General features: G+C 43.2%; 8 protein-coding genes. All 8 read right to left on the bottom strand.

The features are described 5' to 3' along the window. Window positions 1–8 precede the first annotated feature (8 nt). On the bottom strand, window positions 9–3,197 hold the full coding sequence (locus tag E0F88_RS01685; protein WP_131956026.1) for a SusC/RagA family TonB-linked outer membrane protein: 3,189 nt from the start codon (window positions 3,195–3,197) through the stop codon (window positions 9–11). Between the two features lie 304 nt (window positions 3,198–3,501). Continuing rightward, the gene (locus E0F88_RS01680; RefSeq protein WP_131956024.1) at window positions 3,502–4,578 is read right to left on the bottom strand and encodes a hypothetical protein; all 1,077 of its coding nucleotides are present in this window, start codon (window positions 4,576–4,578) and stop codon (window positions 3,502–3,504) included. Window positions 4,579–4,583: 5 nt separating this feature from the next. After that, complete coding sequence (locus E0F88_RS01675) at window positions 4,584–7,748, bottom strand: FAD-dependent oxidoreductase (protein WP_131956022.1); 3,165 nt, start codon at window positions 7,746–7,748, stop codon at window positions 4,584–4,586. Between the two features lie 51 nt (window positions 7,749–7,799). Next, on the bottom strand, window positions 7,800–9,518 hold the full coding sequence (locus tag E0F88_RS01670; protein WP_229213643.1) for a RagB/SusD family nutrient uptake outer membrane protein: 1,719 nt from the start codon (window positions 9,516–9,518) through the stop codon (window positions 7,800–7,802). 11 nt (window positions 9,519–9,529) lie between these two features. Continuing rightward, window positions 9,530–12,898: a SusC/RagA family TonB-linked outer membrane protein gene (locus E0F88_RS01665; protein ID WP_229213642.1), complete on the bottom strand. Its 3,369-nt coding sequence runs from the start codon at window positions 12,896–12,898 to the stop codon at window positions 9,530–9,532. A gap of 37 nt (window positions 12,899–12,935) precedes the next feature. Further along, complete coding sequence (locus E0F88_RS01660) at window positions 12,936–13,943, bottom strand: FecR family protein (protein WP_131956020.1); 1,008 nt, start codon at window positions 13,941–13,943, stop codon at window positions 12,936–12,938. Between the two features lie 39 nt (window positions 13,944–13,982). Continuing rightward, window positions 13,983–14,627, bottom strand: coding sequence for an RNA polymerase sigma-70 factor (locus E0F88_RS01655; RefSeq protein ID WP_131956018.1), 645 nt, complete (start codon window positions 14,625–14,627; stop codon window positions 13,983–13,985). Window positions 14,628–14,831: 204 nt separating this feature from the next. Further along, window positions 14,832–17,048, bottom strand: a complete 2,217-nt coding sequence (locus E0F88_RS01650) for a hypothetical protein (protein WP_131956016.1) — start codon at window positions 17,046–17,048, stop codon at window positions 14,832–14,834. Between the last annotated feature and the right edge of the window lie 103 nt (window positions 17,049–17,151).

Genomic DNA, 17,151 nt, shown 5'->3' with positions numbered 1-17,151 from the left:
TAATAATATCAGAAAGTAATGTTAAGACCGAAAGTGAAGTTTGCAAGAATCGGATAGTAAGCTCCTCCGCTGTTGATTTCCGGATCCCAGCCTTTACGGTATTGACTCCACGTATGTAGGTTTTCAGCGTTTGCATATAACCTCACATGATCAATTTTAAGCTTTTGCGTCAGCACCGAAGGAATTGTATAACCCAATTGTATCGCTTTCAAACGAAGGAAAGAACCATTCAATACCCAGAAGGAAGATTGAAGTGTATTGTTTGTTCCCTGATTTGTAATCACTTCCATACGCGGGTAAGCCGCGTTTCTGTCTGGATTGTTCGTAGTCCAGTGATTGTCTGCCTGCCATTGCTGGACATTTCCCTGGTTGTAAAAAGCCCATCCTGCATAATTGTTCAGGTAACCGCTCACGCCCGAAACGCCCTGCAAAAGGATCGATAAATCAAATCCTTTGTAATTGGCACCCAGGTTAATGCCATAATTAATTTTTGGAATGGTGCTGCCCAGCACTTTCCTATCGTAAGTAGCATCAACTTTGCCGTCTGGTACGCCTTCCGGGCCGCTGATGTCTTTGTAACGGATGTCTCCGGGTTTTGCATTTGGTGCGATTGCTGTTTGGTTTGCCCAGGCCGTAACATCTGCTTCGTTGGTAAACAGCCCATCCGTTTCATAACCATAATAAATATTGAGCGGCTGCCCGATAAACAGTGTACTTACGTTTCCTACCAGGCCGTTAGGCTGATTGATGTTTCCTACACCCAGATCAAGAATCGAATTTTTCAGATAGGTCAGATTGGCTCCAACCGAATAAGAAAATTCACCAATCCGGTGGCGGTGTTCCAATGTGAACTCCCATCCTTTGTTTGACAAACTGCCCGAATTCTGCTGTCCGACTGTGAAGCCCAGTACATTGGAAACACTTGCCGAAGGACTAACCAGGATATCATATGTGTATTTATCAAAATAGGTAGCCGAGAAAGAAAGGAGTTTTTTGAACAAACCCACCTCGATACCAATATCCTTGGTCCGGGTAGATTCCCAGTGCAGGGTTGTATCAGTAATGGTCGTTCTCGCCACACCGCTTGCAATGGTGTTGCCAAAAGCATAATTGTAACCCGTGTTCAGCAAATTCTGGTAAGGGTAATTTCCAATGTTCTGGTTTCCAAGAACACCGTACGATGCTTTTAGTTTTAATTCATTCAGCCAGGTAAAATTGTCTTTGATAAAACGTTCTTCCCCCAATCGCCAGCCCACAGCAATGGATGGAAATACCGCATACTTTTGGGTTGATGGAAAACGGGAAGATCCATCATAACGGACAGTACCTTCCAGCAAATATTTATGGGCAAAATTGTATTGGGCTCTTCCAAAATAAGATTCCAGCGCCCACTCTCCTGCGTCACCGCGGGTAGTTTGAGAATTTGCATCCCCTGCATTAATTACAGTTACAGCATTAGAAGGCAGGTTGGCACGGCTTAGCGACAGCGATTCTTCAAAGAACGTTTCGAAAGAATATCCTGCCAAAATTCCAAACGAGTGATTGCCAATTGATTTTTTATAATCAGCAAAACCCTGAAATGTTTTGTAGCGATTATTGCTGTTAACCTCGGTTAGTGACGACGGTCCGAGATTAATGGTTGATGTCAGTTTTTGTGATGCTAAAAAACGCGTTGATCTTTCAGTTAGCTGTGTGTATCCGCCTAAGGCTGATAAGATAAGACCATCCGTAACAGTCCAGTCCAGGCGTGTGTTTGCTGCCAGATCCGTTGAGCGGCTTTTGTAAAATGACTCACTCGCCAGATAAGAAACCGGTGTTCCCTTGTTTGTAAGGCCTGTTCCCCAGTCGCCGTTACTCTGTTTGATGCTGTAAATGGGAGCAAAGCGAACCACATTGCTGATCGTATTCAGCATATCGCTAAAATCCAGCGTAGCCGGAGGAGCGGGCTGGTTGTCGAGAGCCTGCACGCCGCTGATACGGGTTGTCAGTTTCAGGTTTTTTTTAAGGTCATTGGTCAGGTTCAAACGCAGATTGTAACGGTCAAATTTATTTTTTACGACAATTCCATCCTGATGAAGATAACCGAACGAAAGCAGATATTGTGAATTGGCACTTCCGTTTGTAATGGTTGCGTTATGTGCCGTTTGGATGGTACTGTTTTTTAAAGCCGCTTTTACGAAATTACTGTTTGGGAAGTTATCCGGATCGCTTCCGCTGCGAAATGAATTGATCTGCGCTTCGGAATAGGTATTGGGAATTGCCTCGTTCATGAGCTCGGCATACCTGGCCGAATTTACAAACTGCGGGGTTGCGGTCATCTTTTGAACCCCGACATAACCGTTGTAAGACACTTTTAGCTTTCCTTCTCTACCTGTTTTTGTAGTGACCAGAATTACTCCGTTAGCTGCACGGGCTCCGTAAATGGCTGCCGAAGAAGCATCTTTTAAAACAGAAATCGATTCGACATCATTGGCATTGATATTATTGAAAGAACTTGTTGGAATACCGTCCACCAATATCAAAGGGTCCGTGGAAGCACCAAAAGAACCTACACCTCTGATCTGTATTTGCGTTCCTCCGGATCCGGGCTGGCCGGATGTCTGCCGGATATTTACACCCGGAAGCTGGCCCGTCAATCCCTGGGAAAGCTGCGGGACAGTACGGTTGTTGATCTTTTCTGCATTTAGCTGCGCAACTGAGCCAATGAGTTCTGCTTTCGATTGTGTTCCGTATCCAACTACAAGCACTTCATTTAATCGGGAAACATCTTCTTTTAAAATAACTGAAACTGAAGTTTTTCCGCCAATTTGTACCTCCTGCGATTGGTAGCCTATGAAACTAAATACGAGAGTTTGATTATCGGTATCGACCTGGATAGTAAAATTCCCGTTTTGATCGGTCGTAACACCACGTGAGGAACCCTTTACTAAAATGTTGACACCCGGCAAGGCTTCTCCGCGTTCGTCTTTTACGGATCCTGTTATTGAAAATTCTTTGGATACACGAAGTTTTGGCCTGGCTGTTCCTGACCATTCAGTGACTGAATGCTTTTCATACTCCATAACGGTTTCAACAACTGCTGATCCGGATGGATTTTCTGCCAGCAATGGAACAGGATTGAAAACGATGATACCCGGTAGAAACAGTTGAAACGCCGTTTTCAATCCGGTAAAGGAAATTGTATACTTTTGGGACATACTTAAATTGTTAATCGTGAGTCTTAGGTTACTATTGAAATAAGTATAAATCTATAAAGACTATATACTTAATGGGACAAAGTAAAAGCATACGGTTAACATTTCAATGCACAAGTATCAATAGATATGAAGAAAAATTTGAAAGATTGTCTATTACGCCTGAAATCTATGTTTTCGAGCAATTCTATACTAATGGCTTTTTTATTAAAATGGAAAGTAGTTTACGTACGTGAAGAATCAGTTACAAGAAAGGGTAAAAAGTCAAGTTTGAACTAAGGTTCAGAGAGGAAGATTGACTCTACTTTTAATAATTCAGGAAAAGCGCTGCTGAATTTTTTACAAACTCATTGGTACTTTCGAGAAGGCTTTTTGCAAATGACGTCACTTTGTCGGTATGGGTAGGGCTGTTTTTGAGGACATTCAGAATCTTAACCGAAAGCCACTCATTTTGCGAATTGAGATCTGCTTCCAGTGCTTCATAAAGTTTTTTGTCTGACAGGTTAAACGTTTTTAAAGAAGTCAAAAGCTCCACTTTCTCACTGATTTGAGCTGTGGAGTAAATTTTACCAATTTCGTTTTGAAAACGGGGATCATCCAGAGTTGGTTTTGTAATGGATTTAATGGCAAGATCGCGGTAAACCGCATCGTCGCTGGTGGTTAAACCTTTTAGAATCAGATCCTGTATTTGCCTGGTTTGCGGAAGTTTTCCCTGCTGACTTAAATCAAGCAGAAAGTGCTGGTATTTTTTATCCTTGTCGTTGATCAGCCTGGTAATCAGATCGGTAGATTTTAAAAATTCCAGCGTTAAGGTACTTAGCTGTTCCTGTTCACCGAGGTGGATCAGGTGCCAGATTGTGTAGGTGGTGTACACAGCATCACGCACGGCCTCGGAGGCAATCTCACTTTTGGTAGCTCCCGAAATGCCATCCACACCAGCTGGTTTTTCATCGAGGAGATCGGTAAATTCATATTCGCGCAGACTGGACCAGTCGTTACTCAGGATGGAAATCAGTTTGGTATAATCGGCGGGAAAGAAATTGCTATGGTCGGTTTTTGTCAATGGTTCGCGGTATACTTCCAGGCCATAAAAACTCCCGGTACAATCCCAGTAAATTCCGACATCGATCCGGTTGCATTCCCCGGTTAGACAAACTTCCGTATCCACGCGGCGATACCAAAACAGCATTTCGTTTTCATCCTTAAGTGCTGCAACCGCTACTTTTTCCTGCTTGTCATCCTTAATGAAAAATTCACCAGGCATCGGGTTCAGATTGCCTTTTTTTAAATTTTCACTTTGATAAAATGCCCTTTCAGTCTGGGAGCATACGGCTCCCAGAAAGCATAGATTGATTAACAGCGCTTTTAAAAATATATTGAACATAAAGTCTAAACCTCTATTTCAGCTTTGAGACTTTGACCAGGCTGAGGATAACTCAGTTTTGCCGTATGCTTTTTCCACGCCGCCGCATTGAAACCGTAATCCGATTTTGTCAGCGTTTTTAACTCAGAAGCAGCAAAATTTTTGAAATTATAATGAACATCATCCAGATACTTTACCAAAAGATCGTAACCTGTTTTGGACCCGCATCTTGCCAAAGCTGCCGCGATGTTCAGTTCCAAACCGCCGCCAAAAACCCGCCAGCGTACTTTGTCGTATTCTTCTGTCTGAAAACCACGGATGTTTGGGTCTGTTAAGAGTTTTTCAAATGCGGTGATAAACTTTGGATCAGCAACCCTGTCGGCGTAGAAACACAAATTTAAAATACGGTTATGAAAGGGAATGATCTTTAAATCGATCCTTCCGTTGTAATATTCACTCGTCCGCTCAACCATTCCACCTCCTGAGGCTGTATTCTCGATAATGTACTGAATTGTGTCGTTATTTTCCGGACTGGGCGACATGGCCAGCAAAGCAATATTCTGGTTTATTTTCCAAAAAATTCCTTCGAGCATGTTTTTCTTCCGGCCACGAATCGAATCATATTCATCAACATAACCTTTTGGATAACCCATTTCCAGTTCCTGTGCAAAGAGGTCTTTCAATTCCGTTTCAATCAAATCATTTCCTTCTGTGCTGCCAAACCAGGCAAGTGCTTTGGCAACTAGTAACTTACCTTGTGGGGTTGGCGCTGTTTTAAATTGCGCCGTTAAAAGCGGCAGCGCTTTTTCTTTTGGAAGCCTGCTGCATTCATATAAATATTCCGGTGCTCCTTTTGCAAGTTCAGTAATCCTGCGGTTAATTTCGGCATCGTCATTTCGCAAATCGCCTTTCGGCTTTTTTGCATAATCGGCAGGAAGATAACCGAGGTCCGCCCATTCCTTTTGCAGACGCGAAACATCATATTTTCTTGGCTGAATATTTTTCCAGGCAACATCAGCAGCAATCTGTCCGGTCATGTAACCCAGCACGATCAGGTCGGCCGTCATACGGGTAAATTGCAAAGCATTGTGCGTCTGACTTATTCCTCTGCCGGAAATCAGCAGCCCGTCCAGAGTTTTTGGCACGATACATCTGTAAGGAATTTCAACCGTGATATCATTGGAATGGGGGAGTAGAAAACCGCATTTGGTAAACTCCGAAGTGCCGGTATTATGCGGGTCAAAATCGCTGCTCGCCAGGGCAAGTACATCTTCAAAATGCCTGCCTTCTACTGCATCAATCAAATCCAGAATGTGAATCCCTTCGATACGGCGGGATTCTCTCACGGTCAGGAAAGGGTGAAAATCGTAATGGTGCGCCTCGTGATGCGAAAGGAAAAGCGCCCTTTGTAATTCCGATATTTTTGTATTGTCGATAATGTCATAATCCCTGTTTGTAGCAGAAGGTAACTTTCCTGTCGCTGCTACATCCCATTGACTGTAATTCTGAGTTTCGCCGGTGCGGGAACTACCCAGCGCGAAAGCTGCTCCTGCAAAGGCTGCAATGTCGCCATCGCCCGTTCCGTCAACGGTTACGTTACTTTGAATTACTTCCAGCTTACCATGACGGCAAATCAGTATTCCTTTTAAAGTGTTGCCGCCGACAACGGATCCGCACATCATGGCTCCGGCTAAAAACCTTCCGCCGCCTTTTGTAATTCCCTGAAGATGATAAAGTTTACGGCCGGTTTTTTTGGACATATTGGTTTCAAAAGCAATACGTTCGGCTTCGTCGTTTTGCTTTTTGAAAAACTTATGTTCTTTCACTCCGTGATAATATCCCATCACACCGCCCATCGTTTTGGTGCCGCCAAGATCATTGAAATAATCAACAACAATGGTGTTGGCTCCTTTGTCAACAGCGCCCAAAGCTGCGAGTGCACCGGCCGTTCCGCCGCCTGCTACCAGAACCTGGCATTGCTGTTTATTTTTAATTAATTGTTCATAATTAAAAGCACAGGTCTGCAATGGAACGGACAGACCAGGCTCATCAACGTCGGTAAATGTTAGTGAGCTGGCAGGAATTTCGGAACCGATGATTGCCAGGGTTTTTATTTTGGTACCTGTTTTTCCAAATTTAAGTCCGTTTACGATTGCCTGGGCAGCAGCTTCGGTTTGCAGTAATGATTTGCCTGTTATTTCGTTAACGGAATCTGCCAGTAGATAATGACCTTTTAATTTCGGAACCGGTAATTTGCTGTCTTCAAGATAAATAGAGGTTTCAAGGGGAAACTGATTGATGTTTGCCTTTTTCAACGAGGCGTCCATTGTCGGCAGACTTGCGCCGAGTTTTCCGGAAATAAGTCTTGCCTGATGTTCTATTTCTTCCAGGTTTTGCGAAGAAACAGGGAATTCAAATTCAATCATCAGCTGGTCTGCTGATCTTTTGCCCTGATGAAATTTTAAATTTCCCTCCGAAATACCAAACTGATCAGTAACTTTTAGGCTTTTCTTTTGAGGTTTATCGGCTTTTAAAACTTCCAGTACAAAACCTGCTTTTTTGATTTTGTAAGGTTGCCCCAACAACGCGCGACTGAAAAGCAGCTGATCGGAAGCATCGATAAAACTCTTGCATTTAACAGAATGGATACCATGTTTGCTGGCGAGAACCACACCCTGTACCTGCTGGTCGTCCGACAAAATCCCGCAGACGTCCGTCATCATCAATACGTGAACTTTATTTGCTAAAAGGCTTTTTAACAACCCTTTACGTACACTTCCTGAAAAAAGCAGCACTTCGTCACCAAACTGGCTGTTACCAAAACCTTTACCTGTTTTGTTCTGTAATTCCTCAGCTTCTTCCGCAGGTAGCAATACTTGGGTAAATTCAGGACGCAGTTTATCAAAGCCATCTGCTCCCAGCCATAATTTTCCCTTGGCTGTAATCTCATAACCTGGACTGGACCGCTTTTCGACAAGCAGTACTTTATGCCCTTTTTTTGCTGCATGAATGGCGGCAAAGTAACCCGACATCCCGGCTCCGTTGATGACGACATCGTATGCATCAAAATCACCTTTGCCTGAAAACTGCTGGTGAATATCGGCCAGTGCCTGGGATTGTATCAGACTGGTGCCAATCAGGATGGCCCCTGTGGCGGGCAAACTTATATTGAGGAAATTTCTTCTGTTCATAAGATGGATTTTTTTAACAGCTGTGAAAAATGCTGGCTAAACTGTTCGATGTTAATTGTAACCCGGATTTTGGTCCAGTTTAAATCCTGTATTTGAATCAATTACTTTTAATGGAAGCGGCCATAAAGCATTATTTGGCTTAATGGTTCCTGCTGATGCAGGGTTGTATTTGCGAACGCGATCGTACAGAACACCCATTCGCGCCAGTGTTCTCCTGCGTGGTTCTTCAATGATCAGTTCGCGCGCTCTTTCGTCCAGAATAAAATCAACTGTTACATCCTGTGCGGTTATCAGTTTCGCTCTGGCACGGGTGCGGATTGTATTCAAATCTGCGGCAGCCAGCGTTTTGTCCCCTTTTCGGAAGTAAGCTTCTGCCCGAAGCAAATAGGTTTCAGCGAGTCGCATCACGATAATATCGTTTGAAGTTCGTCCGGCAGTCACATCATTATTGTAAGCCAAACCATCAATTTTACGGATCCAAGGATAGTACATGCGTGCCGTATCGAGTATTTGCGTAGTAAGTGTTCCGTTTTCAAGTGCTACAACCAGGCGGCCCTGTGCATCTTTTTTAGTCAGGATTTTCTTGCCAAAATATTGCGGATCTGCGGGGTTGTCATAGTAAAATTCACGACGGATATTGTAACTGGAATTCCTCATGTCTTTCGGATCGAGTTTCCAGATGTCATATTTAAAATAGTTCGTTGGGATAAGCACCCCAATTCCTCTCTGAAGACTATCTGATGAAATATTGGCTACGGCATTTGGTGTTCTGATCCTGTCGTATTCCATAGCCCAAAGCCTGAGATGGTTGTTACCTCCGTTGATACCGGCTGTGGTACCAGTTCCGCCTCCTAATGTGAAACTTTCAAATTGCCAGGCCCATATTACTTCCAGATTTCCGGATGCCCTATTTTGCTGATTGGTCCAGAAAAGATCTGAAAAAACATCACCGGGTCTTGTTAAATCACCAAACCGCTGGGTCATTAGCTGATATTTTCCTGCCGCGCCGGAAATGACTGTCGTGGCGGCGGCTATGGATTTATCATAAAAAGTTACATCACCGGTTTCCATTCCCAGGCTTAAATAAACCTCTGAAAGTAAATGGTTGGCGGCTGCTTTGTATATTCTTCCGTTTGATTCGTTGGTCACAGCCGGCAGATCAACTGCGGCTTCTTCCAGGTCTTTTCTCACAAATTGAAGTACTTCCAGTTTCGTAGACCGCTGGAAATCAAATTTCGGCTCAGAAATCTGGCTTTCTACGATAGGAACACCTCCGTACAATGTGGCCAGAATGTTGTATGCATAAGCTCTGAAAAATTTCGCCTGGCCCGAAAAAGATGCTTTGGCAGCAGGGCTGAGTGTAACATTTGGCTTGTTGATGTTGTCCAGGATCAGGTTGCTTTGTCTGATCATATTCCTGTATGCCCAGTCCCAATAGGTATTTACGGCATCAAATTGTGAATTCAGCAAAGTGTAATCCTTAAAGCCACGACTGTCGGGTCTGCCCCAAACGGCTACGTCGGTTCCCAGATTCATATAGTCAAAGTTTACTCCGCCGAGTGTATGCTCCTCGCGGGCGGCCTGGTAAAGAGCCACAACCGCCGTTTCAAAACCTGCTTCGTCAACCAGCAAATTTTCAGGACTAAACCTGTCAAGCGGAACTTCATCCAGAAAAGATTCCTTACATCCGGATCCGCTCAGACAAAGCACAGTCGCTATAATTGCTGTGATTTTTATTTTTCTGATCGATTTTATATAATTATTCATCATGATTTTGAGCGTTATAGCTGAATGTTTAGTCCCAGTGTGAAAGTTTTGAGCAACGGGCCATTTTCACCCGGACTTCTGCCTCCTACGCCATGTTCAGGATCCCAGCCGTTCCATTCGGTCCAGGTTACCAGGTTTTTCCCACTCACGTATACTTTAACTGCCTGAATTTTAGCCCGGTTAATGAGCTTAGAAGGAAGATCGTAAGAAAGTGAAACATCCTGCAAGCGGACAAAACTACGATCCTGGTAAAACGCATAACCCAGTGGGTTTCGGTAATTGATAGCGGCGTTGGTATTGCTGCGGTTTTCCGGCGTCCAATAATCGATGTTCAGGGTGTTGAACAGATCATAATAATTTGTTCCGGGATTCAAAGTGGCATTGGGGCTTTGACCGCCCTGACGAATGTTAAACAAAACCATCAGGCTGAGACCTTTGTAAGAAAATGTATTGGTAATACCGGTTGTGAACGTAGCCTGACTGGAACCGATCACTTGTCTGTCAAGCGGAGTGATTGCACCGTCTCCGTTAAGATCTTTAAACCGGACGGCGCCAGGCACTGCACCAGTTATTGTCTTTAAATCGTCATCGGTCTGGTAAATTCCATCAAACACGTAATCGAAATTCGAACCAAGCGGATGTCCGATAAACCATTTGCTGGTAATATCATCGTCTTCTACACCATCCTTATTTAGATCGTTGCCCGTTAGTTTGGTGATTTTGTTTCTGTTTAACGTGAATACAAACCGAGTGTTCCAAACGAAACCAGCTTTTTGCAGGTTAGTTGTGTTAATTGAAACTTCAAGTCCCTTGTTTTTCGTTTGACCAATATTTCTTAAAAAAGTTGTAAAGCCGGTCATATTTGGTATACTCTGAAGCAGCAACAGATCTTTTGTACGAGTTTGATAATAGTCAACCGAACCGCTGATTTTTCCGGAAAACAAACTCACATCTACACCAAAGTTTGTACTCACAGTGGTTTCCCAGCCCAAATTCGGATTTCCCAGAGAATAAGTGTACAATCCTACCGAAGGTGCGGCACCATCTCCAAATACATAATTTGTCTGTCTTATTTCACTTAGGGACGAATATCTGTCTACACCCCGATTTCCGTTTTTACCCCAGGAAGTTCTTAATTTTAGATTGTCGACTGCCTTGATATTTGCCATGAAAGCTTCGTCTGATAAATTCCAGCTAACGCCAATTGCAGGAAACAGACCATATTTTTTACCATCACCAAAGGCTGAATACCCATCTCTCCGCATAGTAAGATCGAGTATGTACTTTCCTTTGTAGCGATAGCCAATACGTCCCATTGTGGAAACCTGCTGGCTTTTTCCTGCATCCGTATTGATCGAAAAATTTTCCCCGATTTCAAGACCGTTGTAACCTAGCACATCATTAAAAATATTCGTACTGCTCAGGAGTGACGATTCGTCCTTGGCTACATAGGTTCCATACAAGAAGGTGAAATTGAAAACGTGATCTGTTGCCACCGTTTTGTCATATCTCAAGATGTTTTCTATTGCCAGGTTTTGAAAAGAATAATGTTTTTTATTTCCGCTCCCCAGATTAAAAAACTGTTCTCTTTTAAACGAGGGCGTATAATTAAATATCTCCTGTCCCTTTTGTGTAAAACCGATGTTTAGTCGGTGAGTCAGGCCTTCCAGTGGAAGTTTGATATCCGTATAAGTATTTGTAAAAAGTGTTTTAGTTACATCATAATTTCTGTTCAACAGTGTTCTTGTCAATGGATTCCCTACCGCACCAATGTTCATCGGAAGCGGACGCGGAACTCCATCTTCATAGTACAGATTGGCATAAGGGCTTATTTGGCTGGCTTGTGCCAGATCAACCCGGACACCGGAATTATCTTTGACGCTGTAACCACTGTTTGTTCCGATACTGAGCCAGTCGGTAATGTTTACATCGAGGTTAATCCGTGCTGAAACGCGATTGAAATTGTCTCCTTTAACCGGAGATTTAATGTCGGTATAAGATCCTGAAAAATAATAGTTTACACGTTCTGTTCTTCCGGAAACACTCAGCTCATTACTTGAAATAGGTGCTTTTCGTTTGATTTCTTCCCAGGGATCAATCGTGATACCGGCCTTTATATTAGCTTCTTCCAAAAGCTGAAACGGCAACGGGCCCTTATCGGCAATTTCGGCATCTTTTCTTGCCTGTAAATACTGTTCAGCATTGCGATAATCCGGCGCATGGGCAAAGTCCGAAGTTCCAAAATAGGAGTTGATTGAAATCCTTGGTTTTGAAGTACTTCCTTTTTTTGTGGTGATCAAAATAACACCGTTTGCTGCAAGAGATCCATAAATGGCGGAAGAACTCGCATCTTTAAGAATATCAATGGATTCGATATCATTTGAATTAATATCCGAAAGGCTACCGCCGGCATAAATTATTCCATCTAACACAATCAAAGGACTGTTACTGGCAGAAATTGAATTGCGTCCGCGGATGGTGATGGAGGCGTCCGAACCGGGGCGGCCGTTATCCGTAATGGTAACTCCGGCTACGGTTCCGCGCAGGCCCTGTACCGGATTTACATTCGGCTGAAGGCGGCTTTGTTCCAGATCGACCCGGGTGACGGCGCCGGTAAGGTCTTTCTTTTTGGAAGATCCATAACCGACAACAACCATTTCTTCCAGCGACTTTGCATCGGAAACCAGGCTTATGTCAAATAAGGATTTATTTCCGGCGGTGATCTCCTGAGACAAATAACCAACGAATGAGAATATCAGCGTCGCATCACCTTCCGGCAAACTAAGCTCGAAGACTCCCTTTGTATCCGTTGTTGTTCCCCGCTGGGTCCCTTTCACAACAATACTTACGCCGGGTAGACCTTCACCTTTCTCATCCGTTACTTTGCCGGATACATTCCGGTCCGCTTTTTCTGCTTTTACAATTTCCGTGGCAGGCCTGACATTTTGATATTGACTGGTAAGTTCGGAACCTGTTGTTTGTTCGGTTTGCAAATCCTCAAATATGGCCTGAGCTGTTTTTTTCTGCTTTTTGTCAGCGACGATCAGGTAGGAGGTTGCATTTACTTTTCTGTACTTTAAGCCAAGCGGAGTAAGTACCTTTTCGAGGTTTTTCTCAATATTCTGGCTTCTGTTGATAGCGTCAGCCGGAATGTTAAGTCCTTCAACAGATTTTAATTCAAACATGATATCCACCTGATAGCTGCTCTTCAGATCGTTGAGTGCGTCACGTAGTTTTAGTTTTGGCTGCTGTCCGTTTTTCGTTTTTTCCTGCGGCATCATTTTCGCCATAGCAACGGTTTGTGCGAATCCCGGAGGTTTGGCAATAAGCAAGGAGATGACTAGCAGCCCCCATATAGAGGCTCTGGTAAATGGTTTTTGCATTTTTTAAGGGGTTTAGGAATAATGTTAGATATAGGAATTATTTATCTGTAAGCTGCACATGGTTACCCTGCCTGACTACGTTGATATCCAGCAATTCGGAAATGGACAAAAGAAGTTCATCTACGTTTTTTGCCTTAAAAGAACCCATCAGCATTCTTTCAGAAAGCTCTTTTCCTTTGATTTCAACTTCAAGTCCATAGTTTTCCTTTAAGAGGTAAGCTACTTCTTCAAGACTGGTTTCTTCAAACACAAAACGCTTTTCTTCCCATTCGGAATAGTTTTGGGCGTGTTCGGTTGTTTTCAGTTTAATGTGATTCTCTTTTGAAAGCGTCACCAGTTCGCCGGGTTTCATCGTTATTTCCTTATTACTATTGTCTTCCTGATAAAGGAGACGCACTTTACCGTTTTTGAGCACTACCTTTGAAAAATTGGTGCGGGCATGCATGGTAAACTCGGTTCCTAAAACAACCACCTCGAAATTCTTATTTGTTTTTACAATAAACTTCTGATGGTCAATGGTATGTTTTACAGAGAAGTTAGCTTCCCCAATCAGTAACACCTCACGTGTTTTTGTTCCAAATCCCCAACGCGGTACTTTCAGAGTTGAATTGGTGTTTAGCTTAACCGTACTTCCGTCAGCCAGAGTATAATTGGAAACTTCACCATAGGCGGTTTTATACGTTTTGAAGAACAGGTCGTCGCGCAGGAGCCAGGCCGACAAAACACAAAGCAGCATAACCGATGCGGCAATCCAGTAACTTCTGCCCAGCGCTTTTACCGGCTTTTCAAGCTCAGGATTCGACAGATCCTGATCGGAAAGGGAAATATGTGGATTAACGTCCAAAAAAAGACTGTAACTGTTTAAGGCTTTATCCGTTTCGGGATTATACTGGAGGTGTGTATTTTCCCATTCTTCAAGCCATTCATAATAAAGCTCTTTTGACGGTTCCTTTGTTAGCCATTCGTCAATTGCACTTCTCTGTAAAGGAGAAGTTTTTCTTGCGAAATGTTCGAAAATAAGCTGTTTTGTAATATCTTGATTCATGTCTTTCGATGTCAAAGTATCAGACTAAGTTTCTGTTTGTCAGGAGATCCAATGTTCTCTGAGTCCGTTACGCATTGTGCCAAGCGCTTTTCCGATATGTACCTCAACCGTTTTGATGGAAATCCCAAGTTCGTCGGCTATTTCCTGATACTTTTTACCTTCGAAACGGTTCATGAGGAAAATTTTCCGGCATTGTGTTGGTAAGGTTTCAACAATGACTTCCACCATTTTTAGCATGTCTTCATACTGTGCAATGTTGTCGGGCTGCTGGCTACGGGACGATTCCTGTAATTCGGCCGCCTCAATGTTTTCCATTTTTTTGAATTCGAGGCGCAGATAGTTGTAAGCTTCGTTGCGAACGGAACGAAACAGATAATAACGGAAAGAAGTGGTTACAGATTCGAAGGAACGTGTTTTCCAGAACTTGCAGAATACATCACTGACCAGATCCTCAGCGATTTCTCTTGAATAAACAAACCTGACGGCGTGGCTGCACAAGGCTTTATGGTACCTGCGGAACAATAGCTCGCAACCTTTTTTCGCATTTTCTTTAAATGCCAGACGGATGAATAATTCGGTATCCGTTTTCTCTTCCTGAACAGCATCCTCTTCATTTCGAAAGACAGTTTGCTGTTCATTATTCAAAGAAGTTTTGGAGTCTTCAAATGATAATAATTTTTGCATAGTCGGGAATTCCTCAAATTATTCTTTGAAATAGTCAACTCTCTATAATGACAGACAACTTTTAGAAAATTCCCCCTTAGTCTATTTTAATTATTTTTACATTTTTTTGAATTATTGTTCTTTGAAGCGATTTGAAATGATTTTATCAAAAAAGGCGGATAGCTCTGAAAGATCGAACTATCCGCCTAAAAAATTTGAAGTGAGTTACTGCAATTTCACGTGAATACCATTTCCGGCTACACGTTCCTTGACAACGGTGCCGTTTGGAAGCTCAACTTCTATATTGTGCCAGACGTTGTCGGCAAATGAATTGAGATAAAACCAGGCAGTTTTACCATTTTTGGTTTGAGAAAATACAAAACCACGCTTGTCGTGATAGGCGTCTACAATTTCTTCTGCGCTAAACTGTGAAGGGGGCAGCCAATTGCCGTTATCAATTTTGTATTTCAAAAATTTCCTGATACCTCCATCGGTTTGCCCGAACGTATCATTATAAAGTTTTTGGCTGAAATAAGAAAAATCTGAGCTGCCGGTATAGCCAGGATATGAACCTTCGCCCGGCTTTTTGTAATGCGAAAATCCGGGCTGCGGGTCTGTTGCTCCTTTCGGAAACCATACGCCCTGCGTCCACTCGGGATCAAAGTTTTTGTTTGTTGATTTACCAAACCCTCCCCATTCAACATACAGCTTACCGAAAACCTGGGCGATAAATCCGTTGGCGATGATTACATTCGGATCGAGAGGTAGTTTGTTGGATGCATAAAAAGTGCCTTCCGGATATTTGTACTGGTAGAGATTATTTGGACGCCACTCGTGTACGCCGAAAAGGAAAATTCCTGATTCATAACCCAAATTTTTTATAATGAACATCCTGAAAATACTTTCGTAAACCTGTCCCTGCTGTATATCCGGCGGACCGATATAAACTGCCTCTGTAATCAGGTTGGTCTGTGAAAGCGTTCCCCCGGGAGAAAAGTTGGTTTTGGGAAGTTGGGCTGCTGGCAGGTGCAGGAGATTTTTGAAGTATTCTTTGTTTCTGTTTCTTGATAGGGAAATTTCCTTTGGCCAAAACATAAAGTAGTTATGTGCAATATAAAACGGGATTTTTCTGGCTTCCCATTTTTCCTGATAACGCTCACGCAGCCTTTTGTAAAAATGCCCCCACATTGCAGCGTCCGGCGGCATGTATGATGTCCCCTCCATCGTTTCACCTATCCAGATTGCATCGCTGATGTCTGCTTCATTGGCTTTTTGTATGGCCTGTTCCTTCGACAATTGACCCTTTGGCCAGAATTTTAAATTGTAACCATCCCTCATCTGGTCCGGTCCGCTTGCCTTTAAATTCATGAAATGCTCAATTCGGGGAACGTTGTTGTACGTCACACCCAAATCTTTCATTTTCATTACAGTAGTTAAACTTGTGGAAGTGAGATCATGTTTTGCAATATGCGTAACGCCTTTTGCGCGAAGTTGTTCAACGGGCCAGGCGCCTGGTGAGGCAATCCATACATGTCCGTCCGGGAGTTTCATGTCGGGAGCAATGTCGGCCCACTGACTATTTTGTGTTGACGGATTAAAATTTTCAGGAACTGGATTGAGAAATCCGCCTTTAATATGAACGGTCGGGAAAACAAGCGTACGGAAAGCGGCCGTAGTATTATGAGAGAAAACTTCGCCGGCGCTAGTGCTGTAATATCCGTTATTTTCTCTGTCCGACCAGCTATTGGTGCTTTCGAGACCGACTTTGGTTTTCATTTTCCAAATCCTCAACGGATTGTTGCCGGCAAAAAAATAGTTTTTAAGAGGTTGATTTGATTTGACAATATCCGCACCGATCATGTAGCGGTATTCGTACCCGTTGCCGAGCGGGGCCGATGCGTTATCCGAAATTAGGTAAACATCATTCTGGCGGGAGATGAAAAGATTCATGTGTTCATCCATTCCTTTGGCAACCGTTTGCGGAGCGTAGGTGCCCATACGAGCATTCATTTCAGCCATTGACAGCACGACCGGTATGATAAATTCTTTGCTGCTGGGTTTTGAGGTACAGTTTTTACCTGAATAAGTCAGGATATATTTTCCGGTTGGAAGTGGTTTAAAAGTAATAAGCGGATTGTTACTTCCCGGCTCCTGTTCACCCTGCCGTAAGATTGTCCCCTTAGGATCCTTAATTGTCCATGAAATCCGGAAAATATCTATACCGTAAAACTGTCCATTCAGATTCGAAGAGGAAATATCGGTGATCGCCATAATCCTCGGTCCGGCTTTACAGGAATCCGCCATGCTTACGAAAGGCGAATTTTCGGATGCGTCGTTGTTGTTGTTAATCAAACCCTTAGCCTGAAACAAAGACAAACCCAGAACCGGGATCAAAAGAAAAGGAAGCGTCTTTAATAGTTTTGATTTCTTAAAGTTAAGCATATCTAATGTATGAGGACTGATGTGTGAGGGTTCCGGGAAACAATATCGGCAAAAAGTAATCTTGAAGATAACCGCTCTGAGTTTAACGGGGAGGGGAGTGTAA

The sequence above is a fragment of the Dyadobacter psychrotolerans genome (genome assembly GCF_004349265.1).
Classification (GTDB): Bacteria; Bacteroidota; Bacteroidia; order Cytophagales; family Spirosomataceae; genus Dyadobacter; species Dyadobacter psychrotolerans.
This window is presented reverse-complemented; position numbering and strand designations above follow the sequence as displayed.

What these genes read in the sequence shown, in the direction of transcription:
- E0F88_RS01670 (WP_229213643.1), bottom strand. Translation starts at nt 9,518, where the DNA reads ATGATGAATAATTATATAAAATCGATCAGAAAAATAAAAATCACAGCA.
- E0F88_RS01675 (WP_131956022.1), bottom strand. Translation starts at nt 7,748, where the DNA reads ATGAACAGAAGAAATTTCCTCAATATAAGTTTGCCCGCCACAGGGGCC.
- E0F88_RS01680 (WP_131956024.1), bottom strand. Translation starts at nt 4,578, where the DNA reads ATGTTCAATATATTTTTAAAAGCGCTGTTAATCAATCTATGCTTTCTG.
- E0F88_RS01655 (WP_131956018.1), bottom strand. Translation starts at nt 14,627, where the DNA reads ATGCAAAAATTATTATCATTTGAAGACTCCAAAACTTCTTTGAATAAT.
- E0F88_RS01665 (WP_229213642.1), bottom strand. Translation starts at nt 12,898, where the DNA reads ATGCAAAAACCATTTACCAGAGCCTCTATATGGGGGCTGCTAGTCATC.
- E0F88_RS01685 (WP_131956026.1), bottom strand. Translation starts at nt 3,197, where the DNA reads ATGTCCCAAAAGTATACAATTTCCTTTACCGGATTGAAAACGGCGTTT.
- E0F88_RS01660 (WP_131956020.1), bottom strand. Translation starts at nt 13,943, where the DNA reads ATGAATCAAGATATTACAAAACAGCTTATTTTCGAACATTTCGCAAGA.
- E0F88_RS01650 (WP_131956016.1), bottom strand. Translation starts at nt 17,048, where the DNA reads ATGCTTAACTTTAAGAAATCAAAACTATTAAAGACGCTTCCTTTTCTT.